The organism is Anaerococcus vaginimassiliensis (assembly GCF_900626155.1).
Lineage (GTDB): Bacteria > Bacillota > Clostridia > Tissierellales > Peptoniphilaceae > Anaerococcus > Anaerococcus vaginimassiliensis.
This window is the reverse complement of record NZ_LR130844.1, coordinates 1,007,081-1,025,455: the sequence shown is the minus strand read 5'-3', so window position 1 is coordinate 1,025,455 and position 18,375 is coordinate 1,007,081. Positions and strand designations below refer to the sequence as shown.

The window sequence follows — 18,375 nt, the reverse complement described above, 5'->3', positions numbered from 1 at the left end:
TTGAGTAAAAAATATTTGCTTGGGATTTACTCCTTGCAAATACAATCATCTTGGATATGAAATATAGAATTTAGGCTATCCTCAATCTCATCCAAACTATCCTTATCTAAAGAGTAAAAAGTATTCTTCCCCTCTCTTCTGCTAGTCACAAGACCTGCTTCTTCGAGCTTTCTCATGTCATAAGATAAGGTAGGCTGAGTAATATCAAACTTCTCAAGTATCTCACAAGCACAAAGCTCATCACAAGATAACATATCAATAATCCTAAGCCTCTTAGGATCAGAAATCACCCTTAGCTTTTTAGATAAATTTTCATAATCAACACTCATAATCCACCTCATATAGAAATATCTCTATATGTTATATTACTGGTGGATTTGGGGGTGTCAATAGGGAAATTTAATAAAAAATATAAAAGGGTGAGAATAAAAATTCTCACCTATACTTTAATTAAAAAGTACATTTTTTTATTTATAATTTAATCAGTTAGTCATATCAATTATTTTTTTAAATTCTTTAGCCATTTCACTAGGGGTGAAATTGGCCGAAGTTAATGCTTTCATATCAGATATCATTGGACTATAATTGTAAACATCTGATTTATTTAAATTGTACCAAACAGGAACAATTTTTCCCTTATCTATACTTTCTTTTTGGAATAGACCACTTAGTTCTTTTTTAGTCCAGTATTTTCCTTCTTCAATATAACTTGGCGATAAAATGACTATACCATATTTAGAATTTCTTAGACCTTTATCGATTTCTTCTCTTAAAGATACTCCCCACGGTATGTTAGAATCGTCATACCATACTTTTAAATCTAGTTCTCTTAATTCTCTCACAAACTCATCTACAAAGCTCTTCTTATCTTCATATGCATGAGATATAAAAAAATCAAACTCATCATTTGATACATCATTATTTAAATTATCTTCTGCAATCATATTTTCTTCCATATCTTTTACTCTGGATTCATATAAATTTTGAAAATCTTTTAATGCTTTTTCTTGCTTTCTTGACTCTTTCTGACGTTCGTCTTCTAGTTTGTTAGTCGTTTCAAACAACTTTTTATTTTCTTTTGCTATATCTTTAGAGTACTTTGCAGACTTTTTCCTATAGTCTGAGGCATCATTTTGTAGCTTATTCATTTTTCTTTGCTTACTTTTAATCCTCGAACTAGAATCGCTGCTATTAATTTTTATCTTAGCAGCTTCTACATCACAGTTAGCCGCTCTTGTTTCTGCACCTACTTTAGATTTTTGCAATCTTGATATTCTTCTTTTTATATTTTTAATATCTCTTATATTTTGATTAATTGACATATATTCCTTTCTATAGTGTAGGCATTATCCCTATCAAGCTCTCATAACTATCCACCTCATGATAAACAACATCTTCAGTGGATATCTCGTTAAATAGTTTCTTAGCACAATCTATTTTAGCTTTTTCTACCGCTCTTAGATCCATACTTCTCATGCTTCCTTTTGTTTCTGCTATAAAGTATATGTGTTTTACGCTTCCTTCGTTAAAGGCTATGGCCCAGTCTGGGCTGTAGTTGCCTACTGGGGTTGGAATTTTAAATCCTCTTGGGAGTTTGGCGTATACGCATACTTCTCCATGAGAGTCTAGGTCTTTTGCAAATGTTCTTTCTATAGACTCTTCTGCTGTGCCATCTGTGAAGACATAAGGTTGGATGTGCTTTTGAGCTTTGTAAGCCTTGTCTATTGTAGTATTTTTTTCTGCTGTAAAGATTGATGCATCATATTCATCTTCTATTTTGTCATAGTAAATATGTTCTACTATCATGGTTGCCTTTTGTTCTCTGATAAGTCTAGATATTTCTTTGAAGAACTCTTCTGGATTATTCTTATACATTGAGAATTTTTCGGATCTGATACCCTTTAGGATTTTAACTACTGTCTTACGAGTTAGGTTGGTGTTTTCGGCAATTTTTCCTACCATGTCATATTTAATTTGACTTCTTTGTGTATATTCTACATTCTTGAAACTTGTAGTTACTGGATTAAATGAATTTCCACCTGCTAATTCCTCTCTTGTAATGTCTTCCTTTTGTTCGGATGTACTCAGAGAGTATTGGAGTTTTGATACAAATAGCTTATCATCGATTGAGTTTACAGCTTTTTCTACTAATTCATCACTATTAAATGATACTGTGTAGGTATATTTGTGGTTAATCTTTGACCACAAGTCTTGGAATTCTTTTTTGTAAAAATTATCATTCAATTCATTTTCAAATACTTTAGTCTTGTTAGCGTCATCAAGCATGTCATCTAAGACTTTATCGTCAAATACACTTTGGATTAGTTTTTCTATACCATCTCTAGCGTAAACTAAGCTTTCTGGTAATGGAGCCAATTGCTTGTTTTCTAAATCATCGTGATATTTATTTGTAATCCTATCTTTACCATCATTACTTACATAGTCATTTTTAGCTAGGTATAGATATATAATCTTAGCTTCTTCTTTTGTGATCTCATGGTTTTGCCCATCGATTTTGATATTTTTGCCTTCAAAGTATTCTGATGATGCACTCCTTGGTCTGTCTGTTAGGTTTTCTTTTATTTCTTTTTGTAAGTCTTGGGCGAATTCTTTATAGCTTTCACTGGCCACAACCGTTAACTTGTTTAGCTTGTGGACTTCAGATTTGCCAAGAGTATTGGCATCCATACGTGTACCATCTTTATCTACAGCTAGTCGAAGACCACGCCCTACCTCTTGACGCTTCATTGTTGTAGATTGGCCTTGCTTTAGGGTACAGATTTGAAATACATTTGGGTTATCCCATCCCTCTCTAAGGGCAGAGTGGGAGAATATAAATCTAGTAGGTTCATCAAAACTTAGGAGTCTTTCCTTGTTTTTAAGTATCAAATCATAGGCAGATATATCATCTGACATACCAGTAGTTTTCTTTATTTTTCCATCGACTAACTTACCATTTTTATCTATGGAGAAATATCCTTTGTGGGTATCCTCCGCATTTATAGATTTTAGGTATTTTTGGTAAGGTGTATCAAAGAGTGTTATATATTCATTTAATGCAAGCTGGTACTCTTCGTTAAACATCTTTCCATATTCACCTAAGCCAGGGTTTCCATCTTCGTCATATTGCCTATATTTTGCAACTTCATCTATGAAAAATAAGGATAGGGTTTTGATGCCTTGGTTAAATAATTTTTCTTCCTTTTCAAAGTGGGACTTGATAGTCTCTCTGATTTGGATTCTTCTGATATCTTTTTCAGATATATCACCTAGAACTTCACCTTTTTTTATAATAACTCCATTAGTAAAGCTTACTTTAGCTTCCCTTGGGTCGATTTCCGATATTCTATATCCCTGGTATTGGTCCATGTTTTTAGAGATTTCATATAAGTTATCATCCACTGATAATATTCTACTTTCTCTTTTTATAGATCCCTTGTGACCTATCTCTAGCTCTATCCTAGCCTTTGGCGGCTCTTTTGGTGATAGGATTATATCATCTAAATATAGGTATCCATCAGTTCCTCTTAAGTTCTTGACCTCAATGCCTTTTACCTCAATCTTTTTAACTAATCTTTGATTATAAGCATCCACAGCATCTAGGGCATAGACTAGGTTGTGCTGGGTTTTATGGGTTGCCGAATAATTTAGGGCAAAAAGAGGATTAAAGTTTTGTAGGGCTTTTTGAGTTGCCTTTCCCTCCATCTTCTGTGGTTCATCAAGGATTAGAATTGGATTGTTGGCAGCTATAACATCTATAGGACGCCTTGATCCAAAGCCATCACGTTTAGAATAAATAATCCTGGCATCCTTGCTTCTCCCACCTTCTTTTAGTGAAGTATTAAAAGCTTGCATATTTATAATCATTACATTGATGCCAGAGTTGCTAGAAAAGGAATCTAGCTGGTTAAGGTTTTTTGAGTCATATATAAAATATCTTATCTTTTTGTTGTATTGTTCCATGAAGTGGTCTTCTGTCATTTCTAGCGACTTCTTGACACCTTCACGGATAGCAATAGATGGGACTACTATGATAAACTTTGACCATCCATATTTTTGGTTAAGTTCATACATAGTTTTGGTATATACATAGGTCTTACCAGTACCTGTTTCCATCTCTATGTCTAAAGTACAAGCTCCAATATTTCTCAAAAGATTATTAGATAGCTTTAAATTATTATTCTGTTGGATTTCCTTTATATTTGATAATAAATCGTTTGGTGATAGAGTGATTTTTTCATTTTTAAATCCAGTATCATAGAGATCTTCGTCCAAGTAGCTTTCGCCTTTTTCATTTGTAGTTACTGAGGCTTGGATACCGCTAGTAGTTAATAGATCTCCAAGGTCTCTTCTATATGTTAATCCATCAGAATAAATTTGTCCTTCAAAGCAATCTACTACCGCATCCACAGCATCTGTCTGGTAGTCTTGAATTTTAAAATTAAACTTCATGCTAGATTACCTTTCTTATTGTTTCTGGACTGATGCTAGCAAATATTTGGTCAAAGTTTGCAGCAACACTATCACTTGCCATAGACTTATCTCTAAATACTACATAGTAAGGCTCTTTATTAGCTATTTCTTTTACAGTATCTTCTGATACATCCTTATCAAAGCAAGCTATCAAGAACCCATCTTCTACTACAAATACTTCCTTTTCAGCTATGGTTTGACTTTCTATTTTTGATGATAAGGATACACCCAAATCTAGCATCACTTGGAAGAGTAGGTCTTCACTAGTCCTATCTTCTTTAATATTATCTTCCAAATCATCTAGGAAGTTTTGTTCAGTATATGCTGGTGAATAGTAGACATCTTTCATATTTGATGAGTCAGTCTTAAGTACCCTAAATCCTATATCAAGCTTTTCTATTTCTTCTCCATTCTTATTTTCTTCAAGTATCTGTTTTCCAGCTCTTCTTATTCTTTCTTTTCCTATTTCTGATATTGTTTTATATCCAGCCTTATATGCTTCAGATTTTTCATCAGTTTCTTCTGGAAGTTGGACCATGATATATTTACGATTACCACCATCTTCTGCATTAAGTTTCATAGATGCGTGAGCTGTAGTTGCTGAACCAGAAAATATATCTAATACTATAGATTGTTTTGTGGTTGTAACTTTTAAAAGGTAATCCATCAGTGTTAATGGTTTAGGATTATCAAACTTAGCTTCTTTTATAAGTTTCTTTAAATATACAGTAGTACTCTGAGGGTCAAATACTCCCCACGTGCTCTTAATAGCCTTATTAACATTAGTCATCTCATAAAGAAATTCTTTTTGTTTAGGTAAATTTTCTTTCCATATAATTCTATCTTCTTCTATCATTTTTTCTAAAGATTCTTTCGAGAATGCCCATGTATTTTTATATTGCTTTCCATTTGTTGGATTTGTTATTACAAATGCAGTTTCGATAGGCTTAACAGTACTTTTAATGTTTGATTCCCTCCAAGGTCCTCTAGGATCATTATCTGGATTTTTGAATCCTTCTTTTTCTGCATCTCTTTTCTCTCCCATAAATTTAAACATGTTTGATTTTTGATAACATAATAAATATTCATGTACATTTACAATCATATCTTTTGGGGGAACACCTTTAGCCCCTGATTTTTTATTCCAAATTATATTTGAAACAAAATTTTGTTCACCAAAAATTTCATCGCAAATCTTCTTTAGATTACCTTGCTCTCTTTCATCAATTGATATAAATACAGCTCCCTCATCAGATAAAAGATTCTTTACTAGTGTCAGTCTAGAGTACATCATATTTAGCCAATCAGTATGAAATCTTCCATTTGTCTCAGGATTTTTTTCTAGTTTATTACCTTCTTCATCATATTGCCCACTATTCTCTAGGTATTCTTCTACGCTTTCCTTAAAGTCATCATTATAAACAAAGTCTTTACCAGTGTTATAAGGAGGGTCTATGTATATTACATCTACTTTACCAAGGTAAGTTTCTTGTAAAAGTTTAAGGACTTCTAGGTTATCACCTTCTATATATAGGTTTTCTGTCTCATCAAAGTTGACACTTTCTTCTCTAGCTGGTCTAAGAGTCTTGTTGATAGGGGCATTAGCATTCAAGATTGCTTTTTTCTTATCTGGCCAGGTGAATTGGTATCTTTCTTCCTTACCTTCTACTACCTGGGTAGAGATTTCTTGCATAAGAACATCTTTATCTATTGCCCTTACTACTTCCCCATTTGCATCTTTTGTTTCTGTGATAGCATTTGGAAAGAGTTCTTTTAGAATCTGGTACTTCTCATCTGCTAGGTTTCTACTGTGCATGTCTAGTTTATCCATTTATAGGTCCTCCAATTCTTTTTCGTATTGTTTTAGTTCTTTGTATAAATCAAATTTCTTTTTGGCTTGTTTTTCTCTGCGTGCCTTTTTTCTGTACTTGCTATAAGCTTTCTTAGTTTTTTTCGACCTTCTATTTCTATTTGTTCTTGTAGGGTATTTCCTTCTTCTATATTGATAGACCCTACTTCTGCTACTAGGTTCTCCCAAACTTTAGTAAGGTCTAGGCCTTGGAGGGCGTTGTTATATCTTCCTTCTTTTGCCAATTGCTTACAATGAATTTGTTTTCATATACAACTAGTCTTAGCTCATCTTCATAGGCTAGGACTAAGCCTAGTTTTCCTTTTGGTGCTAGGTGGTAGATCATATGTTGCATCCAACCATAGTTGGCGTTGCCTGCTGGTGGGAGACCATACTTCCATCTAACATCTTCTACTAATTTGTCCCCACCCCATTCTTTCATATTAAAGGGAGGATTGGCTAGGATATAGTCTGCGCGCATGCCTTGGTGTTGGTCTTCGAAAAATGTATCAGCTGCTCCCTTTCCTAGGTCGCCCTCTAGTCCGTGGATAGCAAGGTTCATTTGAGCTAGCTTCCAAGTATTGGCATTTAATTCTTGGCCATAGATAGAAAGCTGGTTGACCCTACCCTGGTGGCGTTCTACAAAGCCTGCTGATTGAACAAACATACCTCCTGCCCCACATCTTAGGTCGTTGATAATGGATTATTCCACAATCAATAAGTTCAAAAAATATAATTGTGTAATACTGATATCTCCTAACTTCAAATTATCTTCATAGTAAATCATCGTTAATAATGATATCTATTTTCTAAATCTATGACAAAACGTCATTGATTAAATCTTTAATTTTCTCCTCTTCCTCTTTTAATTTTTCTAAATCTTTGTAATATTGATTTTTTGTCATTTTCATACAGGCTATTCTATTATCATATGTACGATTTTTTAGAGCATGTTCTCCATAGAACAAGGTAAAATCATAAATGGTAGCTGATAACCCTGTACAAGCAGAGCTCCAATCTTTTAATTTTTTAGTTGGTAAATCCAAATTAGATTCTTTAAAGTAATAATCAGTTATTTTAGGACTTATTTCTTCAAATTCTTCTATAAATTCTTCTTCAGTAGCTTCTTCATTTAATAATTCATCAAATGATTTAATTAGTTTTTCTGCTAGATTAATCATATTAATAATTATATCTCTAGTTTGTTGTATCAAATATGTATCGTCAGCAGTATGGTCTGCATAAAATTTATTTAATGCTTCGTAATTTGAATTTATATCGAAATACACATCATTAACAAACTTTGATTTATTTGATAAGTTATACCACCAATCTTTATCTTGATTATCATCTACCCAAATAGTTTTACATAAAAAATTAGAGTTTAAAATATCATCTTCACTTTTTCCATAGTGACAAAAAATAATATTTGCTAACTTATCTTTCCAATGCTTTTCAAAATTCTCACTTTTATATATTTCAATATTTTTTATAATACTTACTATTTCTTTATGAACTATTGAAATTTCTTCTAATGTTAATGGATCTTTTAAGATTACTTTAACTACATATCTTTTAGCTCTAGCAGTATGAATAGGTTCCACTTTATAGATTCTATATTTTTCTTTTTCTAAAAAATAATTATTTGATACATAGGGTATATATTTTTCAACTGAAAAGAATATTGTGCCACCTAATTTAGATCTGAAAATTGGTGTTTGAGCATGTTCAGGGTGTTTTATATTCCGAATTTTCATATACTGAAATAACAAATTAATTATATCATCTAATGATTTCTTTCCTTCTTTTAATAAAATTCTAGCTGTTAATGCATCGTTTAAAAAACTAGTGAAAAGACTTAACTGTTTTTTAGAATCTGGATAATTATATGAAAACTGGTTAGCTGAAGAAGACGCTAAAACAGCATATCCTGTACCGATAAATTCTTTTAAACTTGATTCATAATCAACTTCTGGTAAACCATTTATTTTAAAATGTCCTGAATGACAAGTATCAAAAATCAACAACTTATTCTTTGTATTTATTTTATTAATGTGTTCTATTAAATCTTCTGTTTCTAAATATCCATCACTAAACGTTAGAAGATGCTTATTGCAATTAATTCTACCATGTCCCGAAAAATAAAAAATAAAAGTATCTTCATTCTCATCTTCCTCAACTTCAAAATCAAATTTTTTTAAGGCGCTTATAAAACTTTGTTTTTTCACAACATCATTTTCTCCTAATTTAACTATTTGTTCTTCTTTTACTGATAAACCTTTAACAAGAGCCTCAGAAAAATATTTTATATCATTTTTACAAAATTCTAAATTTGGTGCACCAATTAGATCATAATTACTAACACCTACGATTAAAGCATGTATTGACATTAATCCTCCTATTAAAAAATTATGTTTTTATGAAAATTTTAGTATAAATTATTAACTAAATTTAATATCTAACTTATTTCAGGTATATGATTTAAACCTATTACCATTATTTCTATTTGTTGTCATAATTATCTATATAATTTCCTCTATTAATATAATATTAAAATTAACCTTTTAAAATATTAATATTCTGGAATTGAGATTGGTTACTAGATTTTCACTGGCTAAGTTTTTAAATGATACTTATTTTAGATATTAAATTGAGTTGTTTTTGAGTCGCCCTAACGAATATCGTTGACTTCTGGTTAAATTTCTCAGTTTGCTTGGCTAGACTTTTTGAGTAGAGGTCTATATCTTCAAACAAGCCATTGAAGTCCTTATCAGCTCGTTCGATTTCATTGAAGGCTTGGCCCAGGTCATCTTGCTGGAAGGTGCCTTCTTCGATTTGCTTTATAAAATGAGTAAAGGTATGGTCTGGGGATATTACAAAGGAAAATTTATTCCTAAGCTCATCGACAATAAGGTCAGCATCTTCCCCTTGCATCTCTTCTTGATAGATTTGCTGGATAGTTTCAAGGTCAGCCTCATCAACTTCCAGTAACTTAGAAAACTCATCAAGCATCTTATCTGATAAATATTTATAAAAAATTATTCCTAATAAATAGTTCTTATATTCATTGGCATCCATCTGAGACCTGAGATCATCAGAAGCCTGCCATAGTTTTTGGTAAAGATTAATAGTGGTTTCCATATATACACTCCTTGTTAGTATAATTATAACAAAAAAGGCAATTTTCAGCCAAAGAAATAAGCCTATCGCTAGGCTTATAAGTTTTATATTTACAAATCAATTTTCAATAAGTGGTTTTACTTCATTTTCCATCCAATTAGAGTCTTTAAATACTGCCCCGCCTACTCCTACTTGGTCGCAGGCATATCGCTTTAAGATATCTTCGATATCTTTGCCAGCTTTGATCCCACCAGTTAGGGTTACTGGTATGTCTACCTCATCATAGATTGGTTTTGATAGGTAGTCGAAGAATCCTGAGTAGTCATCATCGGAAAAGTATAGGCACATTCCTCCTGATATATCTAAGAAGTCTACTCCTGTTTTCTCACCATCAATTACTGAGAATTATCCATTTAAAACACTTTTCAAATCATCTAAACATTATTTGATCTTTTTATTAGCTATCAAAATGTAATTTCTTTGGTATACGGGAATTACGAATTGACTTCCTCTACTTTTTTCAATAAAATCTAATAATCTTGTTTTAATTGGTTGCTGTATATCTGACATCCGTTCTACTAACAATTGATTATAAGTATTAATCTACTTTTAGATAGTATACTTTTCCATTGTTTTTTTATCTTTCTTTCTTAAAAATGTAATAAAAAACTATAAAGGGTGATATTATAAAAACCACAGGCAATATTAATTTTGAAAATGTAAAATAATCTGTATCTTCTAATTTGTTTCCCATATTTTTCACTGCTTGTGGGAAAGCTATCACTGAAATTACTAGGAAAATTGTTAGTATTAAAAATGGCATTTGTTTTGGATCTTTGTTCAAGGCTCCCTCTACTATGCCAAAGTAATATATCAAATAGAAAACCAGTCCTATAGCTGCATACAAAATATCCCAAAATATTCTTAAAGCTTGGGACTTATTCTCTTCTTGATCACTATCTTTTTTAAAATAGTCTATATCAACTCCGAATATTTCAGATAGTTTAAGCAAATTATCCATAGATGGTTCGCTAAGTCCTTTTTCCCACTTTGATACAGCTTGTCTTGAAATATTTAATTCCTTTGCTAAATATTCCTGGGTTAAGTTCAATTCTTTTCTTTTATTTTTAATTTTTTCTCCAATCATAAAACCTCCTTTTTTCTATTGTAAGGAAATTTTTCAAAAAAAGCTAGCAACTATAGGGCAACTTAGGCACTTTTTCCTATATTTTTTAGCTTTTTCATTGTATTTTGCTGATTTATGAGATTTTTATACTCATTTCATACAATCCAGTTGGATGATTAATTTTTTTAATAAATTATTAAAGTTTTCTGCTTCACTCCATACTGTTGCAGAATATGACCAGTCACATCATCTTAAAGCTTACATAGCATTCTAATATACGCTTATATCATCACCAAGATACCCAGCTATTATTCTTCTAAGTTTCTTCCTTCAATTTTTAATAAATTCTAACTATTTTCTTTTTTTGATAAAGCCTTATTAACTTTGTATCCAATGATGAAGTAAAATAACATTTGTAATATAACTATAATTGTAATAGTTTTAATATTTAGACAATTACTAAACGTTATTATAATATTTAGTAACATAAAAGATATCGCATATAATCTCAAAAGTTTAGCTGCATACTTATGCGCATGCTTCCAGTTTTGTTTTGATTTTGTACTTAATGCTGTTCTAAACCCACTATATTTAGCAATATCCCCCTTTGCTTTGTATTCATAATAAAAAGATAAAAACAGCCCTGATATGGGCAATAGACTAATTACAACTTTTTCAAAATACATACGTAAACCTTCCCATTTTTTTATCTTCTATACTAATAAATCTGATCCACAACAAACATTTTAAGTATTTTTACTTGGTTTTACAAACAAATAGATAATGATTACTTGCCCCTAATAATTCTTCTTTGTCACAATGAGCGAGGTGCCAGTCAATATATCTTTGATAAGATAGATCACTCATATTATTAATCTGTTTTTGTAACAATTCAGAAAATCCACTAGAAGCAATTTTTCTAATGATTTTTAGGTTTTCAATTTCAAGCATTTCAATACATTCTGACAAGGTAAAGAATATAAAAGGTCTATTAATAAGTCTTTGTGTGCCAGGGTTATATCCTTCTGTTTCAAAATAATTTGATTCATAAAGCATTTCCGTCATTGGAATCATGTCATGGTTTATAAAGGAGACTAGGATATAACCTCCATCCTTAAGGACACGCTTCGCTTCTTGAATTGTTTGTTTTCTATCTTCTTTTTTAGACAAGTGATACATAGGACCAAAAAGCAGGACAATGTCGAAATACTTATCCCTGAGTTCATCCATGTCTAGTGAACTTTTATTTTCAACTGTAACATTATGAAACTTATTATTTTTGATTTTTTCTTTTAATTGTTTATAGTTATTTGTTGCAGGCTCGTAAGCGACAACTTCATTTACTTTTTCCGCTAAAGGTATAGTATAAACTCCAGTCCCTGCTCCAACATCTAGAATTTTTGAATCTTGATTTATAAGACTATAAATTTCTTTTAATGTTGTAATCTTTTCAACTTGCCCCGATTTACTAAAAAGTCTTTTTTCTTCATCAAAAAATTTATATAACTCCTCATTTCTTTTTAAGTCATCATCTATTTTTGAAATTTCTTGAAAATCCATATCATACTCCTATTATTTTTATGCAGTGTGTACTAAAACATAATATATCTTTGCTATTAGCTTTGTAATGATAAAATACTTAAAACAAACCCTATTTCATAAAAGCCACAGACTTATATTTGCTAACCTTTGTAAATCCGTTCTTCTCATAAAACTTTATCGTTTTATCAGTGTCATCTGTCAGCAAAATAATTTGTCGAATATCCTGATACTGATCAAGAATTATTTTTAAAAATTGACTTCCAATTCCTTTTTTTTGGTATGCTTCTAAAACTAAAATATCTTGAATATAAATAATTGTCGAGCTATCACCTACAACTCTCGCTAAACCTACTAGCAAATCATCATCCCAAGCTGTCCAAACTTTCAAGGAGTTGCTTATAGCTTGTTCTAGTTTTGATGGATTAGATGTGTAGGCCGTCCAAGAAACGTCACTATATAAATTCATGATACTGTCCATATCTGGTATTACTTGTTCTTTTATGATAATTTTTCCCATTGTATTCTCCTCAAGTTATGACTTTCTTATATTTAGTTGATCTTCCGCCACCAATTTTTTCAATCAAGTTTTTATTTATTAATTCATCTAGCAAATTGAGAACTTTGGACCTGCTATATCCGCTTATTTCTGCCATGGATTTCGTGGTATCATTACCTTTACTTATTAATGATAAAATTTGGTTTTCTTCATCGGTTAAATCTACCTTCTTAATTACTGGAAGTATTATTGTAATAGAGTTTTGGCTTATATTAAACTTTGGTTTTGTATAATATTTTTTGTAGGATTCAATTATTCTTCTAATACCAGTACCAAATTGTTCGATAATATCTAATCTAAAGAATATATTTGCAATAATTGGATTTCTTATTACAGATAGGTCACCTTTCAAATACTCTTCTTCAGTTATTGTTTTTGGAAGCCCTCCAGGCGAGGATATTTCTATCCTATCATCATACATAGAAATTCTTATATTGGATTTAATATCCCATCTTCTATGAACTAAGGCATTTGCAACTGCTTCTCTAAAAGCATCTTCAGGTATTTGTTGATATTTGTTGCGTTTCGATCCTTCAATTTTTTCATATTGGTAGTTGCTTTTATAAATAGCTAGGCTATCTTCAAACTGTTTTAAAATTGATTGACCACTGAGATTTTTTCTTTCAAGTATGGTATTGATATCTTCGCCAAACCTAGCTATATCAATTCCAACCATATCATTGGTATCAGAAAATAATTCTCCAGCAATTGAATAATAATCATATTCATTACTGTATAGCTCTAATGTTTTTAGGATATCTAGATTTAATTCATTTATATTCAGTTCTTTTTTTAGTTCTTTTTCTAGATAATCAAATGTAAATTCTTTTTGATTACTTTTTAGCGAATCATACGATTTATTAGAACTTTCTAATATGAGGCTTTGAAGCTCTAGAATGTCCATTTCAATACTCGATGTCCCATGTCTAATATAGGCTTTTGAATTATAAAAGTATGGCTTGTACTTACCTGCTTCTACTTTCAAAGTTAAAGTTGAATTATCATTTATTTTTAGACTATATGTAGGATTTGGGTTTATAGAATCATTTATAGTATTTTCTATATTTAAAGCAAGGATATCAGGATTTTCTAATCCCACTACCTTGCCATCATCATTTATTCCAAATATTATCTCTCCACCTTCATAATTTGCAAAGGCACTGACAGTTTTAAGAAAAGATTTGCTAAATTTTTCTTTTAATTCTAGATTTGATGTTTCTTTCATATATACCTCTATTAATATTATATATTCATTTTACGAGAATACAAAATAATCAAATAAATTTTACGCGAATAATCACGCGAATAGTTATTCGCGTAAAATTATTCTGTGTGATTATTATTTTACTATTCTTTTCACAGGAGAATTGGCTATAATTAGGCATTTCCCAATTTTAATAATCTCGTAAATTATTTCGTGCGAATAAGTTTTAATTAGCTTATTCGCACAATCATGTTAAAAAAGAAATTTAAAGAATATGATAAAGTCAAAACTTTAGTTAAAAAAATATGAATATCCACTAACCACTATTGGTATTATCGTAAGTTTTTATCCTAATTTTTATTATTGTGAAGTTGAACTCTGGGGCACTAATGGAAATCCTGTAGATGTAGTAACTTATGAAACAAACATTCTCAAATTATTTTAAACACACTTGTCGGTATTAATATAACAAAAAGGGATGTTAGTTTGAATTTCCATAGACTCTAATAATTTCATATATTGCTTAGATTAATGTGACAATCAACTAATCTATCCTATAAATATATAAAATATAGCCTGCAAGAATCATCTCTCACAGGCTACTTTCCATCTAAATATCTAAGTCTAATATTTTAAAATTGAATTTGTTATTTAGCTTACCTAACAATTCATCAACTAGATCTAAATATATATTTTTTATCTTTTTTACTTCTTCTGGTTTTTCATTGCCTATATAAGAAAATTCTTTCTCATTATTTACAAATAAATCATCATACATATTTTGTAATTTTTGAATTTTATCACAAAATTCACTATCCATACCTAATTCTTCAGCACTTATATCATCTACAACAAATCCGTTATTGTCTAATTCTTGAAAAGGGTAAGATCCCCATTCTAATCCTACACTAATTGTTTTCATATAATCATCCTTTCTATTTAGGGTTTGCACCAACTATATAGCCATTATCACTAATAGTAATGGCCACCTTTATCATCTCTCCATTGTAATTAACTTCATATATCACTCTCGGCTGGCTATAAAATTTTCCTTGATTTCCTACTATTCTTCCATTTTCTATAGCTGTTTTTAAAAAGTTAGGCATGCTTTCTGCTGTAATACCCTTCTGAAGAAATTGATCACAATGTTTATTCATAATATGCTCAAGTCCAGCAGTCTCATTGCCTTTTTCAAGCCAAGCAAGATCATCAGTCTGGGTTTTGGCCACCATTACAACATCATCTTCTGTAAATTTTACCCCTTTTTGTCTCAACTCCTCCATTAGGTGCTCTAGCTTTAATGCTCCATTTGTTTTTTTATAAACCACTATTACCTGCTCCCATTATATGACGCCTCTATGGATTATTGAAATATATAGTTCTATGGAAATTAATTTAGAATATTTTTTATATTTCCCAAATATACTTTCTGGCATTGATCCATATACATAAACTTTTTTAGGGTTTAGTCTTTTGAAAAATTCTTCTAGACCTTTTTCAAAGTAGCATCTATTTTCTTTCTTTTTAATTTGTACATAAGACCCAATAGCATAAGTTCCATTTTTCTCTAAACCTTCAAAACAAAATTTATAGCTTCTTGAATCTCCCTATCTTACATTTGGTATTACTTTTATGCCATGATTCTGATAGTAAGCTCCTAAAACCCTATTCATATATGTGCTATAGATTTGTCTGGTAATAGGCATATCATAACAAATAGAAAAGTCTGGGCTAACGACTGCTTTAAACCTCATAAGCTCATTTTTGTATTTTTCTGGTTTATTTATTATCTGCTTAAACGACCTATCATAAAGATAAAAGTGAACAACTACATTCTCATTACCATATACTTTTCTTTTATCAAAAGGTATGAACTTTTTACATTTGCCTATTTCTTCATTGCGTATTAAGGGCATATCGTACTTACCAACTAAATCCACATTCTTTATTAATTTAGGATTAAATCCATTATTCATTATCACACTATTTTCCAAAAATATCCTCCTATTTAAAATATTAGGTTTTTATTATTAAGATTAATCAAGCATCTATATTTATATAGATGCACCTAATAAATCTTAATAAATATGACCCTCTACATATAGATATGAAAATAGTGAAAAATGTCCCGAAATATTTATTAATTTTTGAAAACCCTGCCAACTTCAAAAGACACCCTTTTTTTCATAAGCATTAAAAAGAATAAGTATTTAATTTCCAAGGGGTGTGCATAAACTAAATTTTAGGAAAATGAGCAATAAAAAAAGACCTAATCTTTATGGTCTATACTAATCAAATATCTTATAAAGGCTTGAAACAGCCATATTCTATGATGTTAAATTGTATCATTTACGCTACAGTTTTTTCAAATACAGTAAGTCCCGCCTTATCTTCCTTGCCATCCATAGCTATCATTGCCATAAGCCTTGATACTGGCTGTGGAGTATAGAATTCTCCTGCTTTTTTGCCTGATTCTGAGGCAAAGTTTGCTAGCATATACTCGTAAACATCACCAAGGACATCGCCAGAATAGTTGGCAAAGTTAACCTCGGCAAATTGTTTCATAACCTTTGATATGCGTTTGTTCTTCTCTTGGGGAAGCTTGCCTAGCTTGTTTGAGTAGAGGTCTATATCTTCAAACAATCCATTAAAGTCCTTATCAGCTCGCTCGATTTCATTGAAAGCCTGACCCAGATCATCTAGCTGGAAGCTTCCTTCTTCAATTTGTTTTATAAAATGGGTAAAGGTATGGTCTGGAGATATTACAAAGGAAAATTTATTCCTAAGCTCATCAACAATAAGGTCAGCATCATCCCCTTGCATTTCTTCCTCATACATGGCTTGAATCTCATTAAGATCAGCATCATCAACTTCCAGTAACTTGCCAACCTCATCAAGCATCTTATCTGATAAATATTTATAAAAAATTATTCCTAATAAATAGTTCTTATATTCATTGGCATCCATCTGAGACCTAAGATCATCAGAAGCCTGCCATAATTTTTGGTAAAGATTAATAGTAGTTTCCATATATACACTCCTTGTTAGTATAATTATAACAAAAAAGGATAATCTTAGCTAAAAAAAGCAGAGTAAGCTTTAACGCTAACTCTGCTAATCGGTCTAAGTTTAGGGATAAGTTTAGAAACTATGGTCTAATTTTTTTCCTCATGTAAAGTAGAAATATTGTTATCTATTATAATAAATTTTCAATTCACTAGGTCAAAGATAAAGGAAACTTTAAGACCTGGGTTTTTGTTTTCTATGATAAATTTTCCATCATGCAATTTAGCTATTTGCTCAGCAATAAAAATCCCCAAACCATGCTTTGTAACATTGGTCAAATCTTCCTTGCTAATTTTTTTTATAATATCCTCGGAAATTCCTGGACCTTGATCTAGGATAGTTATAATTATTTTATCTTCATAAGCAGAAAGAGTCAGCTTGATTTTCCCATCAGTATAAATTAGTGAATTTTTTAAGATGTTTTCGTTCATCCTATAAAATAAGGTAGGATCCATTTTAATCCTCAAGTCCTGGTTTTCTAGTTTATTTTCAAAAATGATCTGTCTACCTGGATTTTCATTTAATTTGTCTACTATTAGTTTTCGTATTATCTTTAAAGGATTATCTGCCTTGAAACTTTCTTTATCGATATTGGCAAGGGACAGAGTTAAATTTAGGCCTTCTAAAATATTTGAAATTTTTAAAACTTGGTCTTGGATATTTTTTGTATCGAGGTCATTTTTGTTTTCCTTATTCAGTTCCCAGGAAATTTTTGCAAGAGGAGTCCTCACATCGTGGCTAACTCCCCTTATCCACTTACTTTGTGATTTTTTTAAGTTATTATATTTTTCGTTTGCCTTGTTAATTGAAAGGGCAAGGTCTCTTAATTCTCCACTTTCATCTAATTTTTCATAGTCGTCTTCAAAAAGTTCATCAATTCCCTTTTGAAATGGAAGAATATTTTTAAGGATGTTCCTTATATCTATTCTGTAAAAAATATAGACAAAGAGTAAAAATAAAATTAAAAATAGGGCAAATATCCACAGGTTAAAAATTAAATTTTTGTAGCTATAGTAATTAAAGGGAAACTTATCTAGAGAATTTTTTGGATAGGCAAAAAGGATTAGACCACCTTCAATAATATAGGTGAAAACGGGATAATCAGCTAAGTAATACCTGGTAAAGCCAGCTACATCTGTGATCTCGAATTTATTTTTAATCTCTCTTGGCTTGTTGAAGGATTCGATGACTTCGCCATTTTTATCTAGCCTTATCGCCCAAATATCTTTTTCTTTTAAAAATTCCTTGTTTTTTTCATTGAGATAGGTATCTGTTTTGTTGTTATCTATATAAGTATAAACATAATCAGGGTTTGGATATTTATTTCCCAACTTGTAATTGAGGTAGAGAAAAGCCATTAGCGAAAATGTCAGAAAAAACATCAGGACAAGGATTCTTATGACGATTTTTTTGAATCTTTTTATTATATAATTAAACAT

General features: G+C 30.8%; 19 protein-coding genes and 1 pseudogene. All 20 read right to left on the bottom strand.

All coding sequences use genetic code 11. The annotated features are described in order from the left end of the window. Positions 1-26: 26 nt before the first annotated feature. The 20 genes and pseudogenes from E0D87_RS05165 to E0D87_RS05075 all read right to left on the bottom strand — a co-directional run bounded on the left by E0D87_RS05165 (position 27) and on the right by E0D87_RS05075 (position 18,375). Complete coding sequence (locus E0D87_RS05165; protein WP_130819605.1) at positions 27-329, bottom strand: ArsR/SmtB family transcription factor; 303 nt, start codon at positions 327-329, stop codon at positions 27-29. 153 nt (positions 330-482) lie between these two features. Then, complete coding sequence (locus E0D87_RS05160) at positions 483-1,322, bottom strand: toll/interleukin-1 receptor domain-containing protein (protein WP_130819604.1); 840 nt, start codon at positions 1,320-1,322, stop codon at positions 483-485. 10 nt (positions 1,323-1,332) lie between these two features. After that, positions 1,333-4,452: a type III restriction-modification system endonuclease gene (locus E0D87_RS05155; protein WP_130819603.1), complete on the bottom strand. Its 3,120-nt coding sequence runs from the start codon at positions 4,450-4,452 to the stop codon at positions 1,333-1,335. 1 nt (position 4,453) lies between these two features. After that, positions 4,454-6,304, bottom strand: coding sequence for a site-specific DNA-methyltransferase (locus E0D87_RS05150; RefSeq protein ID WP_207278271.1), 1,851 nt, complete (start codon positions 6,302-6,304; stop codon positions 4,454-4,456). Between the two features lie 32 nt (positions 6,305-6,336). After that, positions 6,337-6,567, bottom strand: a complete 231-nt coding sequence (locus tag E0D87_RS05145; protein WP_130819602.1) for a hypothetical protein — start codon at positions 6,565-6,567, stop codon at positions 6,337-6,339. Then, positions 6,525-7,019, bottom strand: a complete 495-nt coding sequence (locus tag E0D87_RS05140; RefSeq protein ID WP_278044799.1) for an N-6 DNA methylase — start codon at positions 7,017-7,019, stop codon at positions 6,525-6,527. The genes E0D87_RS05145 and E0D87_RS05140 overlap by 43 nt, the downstream gene beginning before the upstream one ends. 118 nt (positions 7,020-7,137) lie before the next feature. After that, positions 7,138-8,712 (bottom strand): caspase family protein, encoded by a 1,575-nt coding sequence (locus tag E0D87_RS05135; RefSeq protein WP_130819601.1) that lies wholly within the window; start codon positions 8,710-8,712, stop codon positions 7,138-7,140. A 232-nt stretch (positions 8,713-8,944) separates the two neighbouring features. Then, the gene (locus E0D87_RS05130; protein WP_130819600.1) at positions 8,945-9,463 is read right to left on the bottom strand and encodes a type I restriction-modification system subunit M N-terminal domain-containing protein; all 519 of its coding nucleotides are present in this window, start codon (positions 9,461-9,463) and stop codon (positions 8,945-8,947) included. A gap of 96 nt (positions 9,464-9,559) precedes the next feature. Continuing rightward, positions 9,560-9,790: a hypothetical protein gene (locus E0D87_RS05125; RefSeq protein WP_130819599.1), complete on the bottom strand. Its 231-nt coding sequence runs from the start codon at positions 9,788-9,790 to the stop codon at positions 9,560-9,562. Positions 9,791-9,883: 93 nt separating this feature from the next. Beyond that, positions 9,884-10,012: a hypothetical protein gene (locus tag E0D87_RS09330; RefSeq protein ID WP_278044794.1), complete on the bottom strand. Its 129-nt coding sequence runs from the start codon at positions 10,010-10,012 to the stop codon at positions 9,884-9,886. 67 nt (positions 10,013-10,079) lie between these two features. Then, positions 10,080-10,589 carry a helix-turn-helix domain-containing protein gene (locus E0D87_RS05120; RefSeq protein WP_130819598.1) on the bottom strand — a complete coding sequence of 170 codons (510 nt, stop codon included), beginning with the start codon at positions 10,587-10,589 and terminating at the stop codon, positions 10,080-10,082. A 326-nt stretch (positions 10,590-10,915) separates the two neighbouring features. Continuing rightward, complete coding sequence (locus tag E0D87_RS05115; RefSeq protein ID WP_130819597.1) at positions 10,916-11,254, bottom strand: SdpI family protein; 339 nt, start codon at positions 11,252-11,254, stop codon at positions 10,916-10,918. A 70-nt stretch (positions 11,255-11,324) separates the two neighbouring features. Then, positions 11,325-12,128: a class I SAM-dependent methyltransferase gene (locus E0D87_RS05110; protein WP_130819596.1), complete on the bottom strand. Its 804-nt coding sequence runs from the start codon at positions 12,126-12,128 to the stop codon at positions 11,325-11,327. 91 nt (positions 12,129-12,219) lie between these two features. Then, positions 12,220-12,627, bottom strand: coding sequence for a GNAT family N-acetyltransferase (locus tag E0D87_RS05105; protein WP_130819595.1), 408 nt, complete (start codon positions 12,625-12,627; stop codon positions 12,220-12,222). Positions 12,628-12,637: 10 nt separating this feature from the next. After that, on the bottom strand, positions 12,638-13,891 hold the full coding sequence (locus E0D87_RS05100; protein ID WP_130819594.1) for an ATP-binding protein: 1,254 nt from the start codon (positions 13,889-13,891) through the stop codon (positions 12,638-12,640). A 589-nt stretch (positions 13,892-14,480) separates the two neighbouring features. Beyond that, positions 14,481-14,792, bottom strand: coding sequence for a hypothetical protein (locus tag E0D87_RS05095; RefSeq protein WP_130819593.1), 312 nt, complete (start codon positions 14,790-14,792; stop codon positions 14,481-14,483). Positions 14,793-14,805: 13 nt separating this feature from the next. After that, entirely contained in the window at positions 14,806-15,198 is a 393-nt protein-coding gene (locus tag E0D87_RS05090) for a hypothetical protein (RefSeq protein ID WP_130819592.1), read from the bottom strand. A gap of 15 nt (positions 15,199-15,213) precedes the next feature. After that, a pseudogene (locus tag E0D87_RS09245) lies at positions 15,214-15,846 on the bottom strand (DUF4417 domain-containing protein). 373 nt (positions 15,847-16,219) lie between these two features. Further along, on the bottom strand, positions 16,220-16,900 hold the full coding sequence (locus tag E0D87_RS05080) for a type I restriction-modification system subunit M N-terminal domain-containing protein (protein ID WP_130819591.1): 681 nt from the start codon (positions 16,898-16,900) through the stop codon (positions 16,220-16,222). 179 nt (positions 16,901-17,079) lie between these two features. Then, positions 17,080-18,375 carry a sensor histidine kinase gene (locus tag E0D87_RS05075; RefSeq protein WP_130819590.1) on the bottom strand — a complete coding sequence of 432 codons (1,296 nt, stop codon included), beginning with the start codon at positions 18,373-18,375 and terminating at the stop codon, positions 17,080-17,082.

Coding starts and splice junctions, on each gene's coding strand:
- E0D87_RS05165 (WP_130819605.1), bottom strand. CDS start 329: ATGAGTGTTGATTATGAAAATTTATCTAAAAAGCTAAGGGTGATTTCT.
- E0D87_RS05160 (WP_130819604.1), bottom strand. CDS start 1,322: ATGTCAATTAATCAAAATATAAGAGATATTAAAAATATAAAAAGAAGA.
- E0D87_RS05155 (WP_130819603.1), bottom strand. CDS start 4,452: ATGAAGTTTAATTTTAAAATTCAAGACTACCAGACAGATGCTGTGGAT.
- E0D87_RS05150 (WP_207278271.1), bottom strand. CDS start 6,304: ATGGATAAACTAGACATGCACAGTAGAAACCTAGCAGATGAGAAGTAC.
- E0D87_RS05135 (WP_130819601.1), bottom strand. CDS start 8,712: ATGTCAATACATGCTTTAATCGTAGGTGTTAGTAATTATGATCTAATT.
- E0D87_RS05130 (WP_130819600.1), bottom strand. CDS start 9,463: ATGGAAACCACTATTAATCTTTACCAAAAACTATGGCAGGCTTCTGAT.
- E0D87_RS05125 (WP_130819599.1), bottom strand. CDS start 9,790: ATGTGCCTATACTTTTCCGATGATGACTACTCAGGATTCTTCGACTAC.
- E0D87_RS09330 (WP_278044794.1), bottom strand. CDS start 10,012: ATGTCAGATATACAGCAACCAATTAAAACAAGATTATTAGATTTTATT.
- E0D87_RS05120 (WP_130819598.1), bottom strand. CDS start 10,589: ATGATTGGAGAAAAAATTAAAAATAAAAGAAAAGAATTGAACTTAACC.
- E0D87_RS05115 (WP_130819597.1), bottom strand. CDS start 11,254: ATGTATTTTGAAAAAGTTGTAATTAGTCTATTGCCCATATCAGGGCTG.
- E0D87_RS05110 (WP_130819596.1), bottom strand. CDS start 12,128: ATGGATTTTCAAGAAATTTCAAAAATAGATGATGACTTAAAAAGAAAT.
- E0D87_RS05105 (WP_130819595.1), bottom strand. CDS start 12,627: ATGGGAAAAATTATCATAAAAGAACAAGTAATACCAGATATGGACAGT.
- E0D87_RS05100 (WP_130819594.1), bottom strand. CDS start 13,891: ATGAAAGAAACATCAAATCTAGAATTAAAAGAAAAATTTAGCAAATCT.
- E0D87_RS05095 (WP_130819593.1), bottom strand. CDS start 14,792: ATGAAAACAATTAGTGTAGGATTAGAATGGGGATCTTACCCTTTTCAA.
- E0D87_RS05080 (WP_130819591.1), bottom strand. CDS start 16,900: ATGGAAACTACTATTAATCTTTACCAAAAATTATGGCAGGCTTCTGAT.
- E0D87_RS05075 (WP_130819590.1), bottom strand. CDS start 18,375: ATGTTTAATTATATAATAAAAAGATTCAAAAAAATCGTCATAAGAATC.